This is a genomic window from Deltaproteobacteria bacterium GWC2_65_14, from assembly GCA_001797615.1.
Lineage (GTDB): Bacteria > Desulfobacterota > Deferrimicrobia > Deferrimicrobiales > Deferrimicrobiaceae > GWC2-65-14.
Genome location: MGPV01000043.1, coordinates 1 through 473 on the forward strand (window position 1 = coordinate 1; position 473 = coordinate 473).

General features: G+C 46.9%; 1 pseudogene. It reads left to right on the forward strand.

The features are described from left to right. Positions 1-136 precede the first annotated feature (136 nt). Positions 137-473 (forward strand): annotated as a pseudogene (locus A2X88_04870) (hypothetical protein).

Consider the following 473-nt stretch of genomic DNA (forward strand, 5'->3'; position numbering starts at 1 on the left):
GTTGATGCAGGACAGGAAGTGCGGTATCCTCGCCACTGACGAAACCGGACGGAAACTGGTCCTGAAGAATTATCCGTTACCAAATATTGTTTAATTATTTTATTGTTATACATTATAACGAAGAGCAGAAGGGCAAATGATCCGGAAAGCATACAAATTCAAGTTCAGGTCAAAGGCAAAGCTGGATAAGCTGTACCAGCATACGGGCTGCTGCCGCTTTGTCTGGAACAGGGCGCTTGCGTTGCAGCTTGAAAGGCTCAAGACCAAGGAAAAACTATATTCCTACTGTGAGCTGGCCTCGATGCTGGTTGCCTGGAAACAAGATAAACCGACATCCTTCCTGAAGGATAGTGCGAACGCACAGGCATTGCAGCAGGAACTGAAGGATCTTGACCGTGCGTTCAAGGATGGATTTGATAAAAGGCAGCCGCATAAGACAATGCCAGTGTTCAAGAAGAAGGGGAAGTGTACGG